At 64.2% G+C, this 425-nt stretch carries 1 protein-coding gene; it reads left to right on the forward strand.

Translation table 11 applies throughout. The annotated features are described in order from the left end of the window. The coding region (locus IM725_RS20110; protein WP_193782407.1) for a hypothetical protein at nucleotides 1-425 on the forward strand (425 nt) is incomplete at both ends.

The raw sequence follows: 425 nt of genomic DNA on the forward strand, positions 1-425 counted from the left end.
GTAAGATGGAGAGCGAGCAGATCGCCCTGCGCAAGACCACCCAGTTAAGCGCGCCAGACCAAAGTTACGCCGCTGTGATCCAAGCTGGCGGCAGCGTGGATGTGAAGGCCCAGGCCGGCATCGACAACAGCGTCGTGCGAGGTGGCTACACCTACGTCGGCAGCGGCGCCAACACCAATGCGCCGGGCTACTCGACCCTGGTCAGCCTCAACCCGCAACTGCCACCGGACGTGGCCCAGCAACAGGTCAACCCGCTGGGCCTGCCCGGCTTCGACCTGCCCAGTGGCCAGAACGGCCTGTTCCACCTCAACGACAGCGATGGCGCCAAAGGCCTGCCCACCAGCCAGTTCGCGGCCAGCCCGCATAAATACCTGATCGAAACCAACCCGCTGTTCACGGATATGCGTCAGTTCCTGGGCTCGGAC

It is taken from the genome of Ramlibacter aquaticus (assembly GCF_015159745.1).
GTDB classification, from domain to species: domain Bacteria; phylum Pseudomonadota; class Gammaproteobacteria; order Burkholderiales; family Burkholderiaceae_C; genus Ramlibacter; species Ramlibacter aquaticus.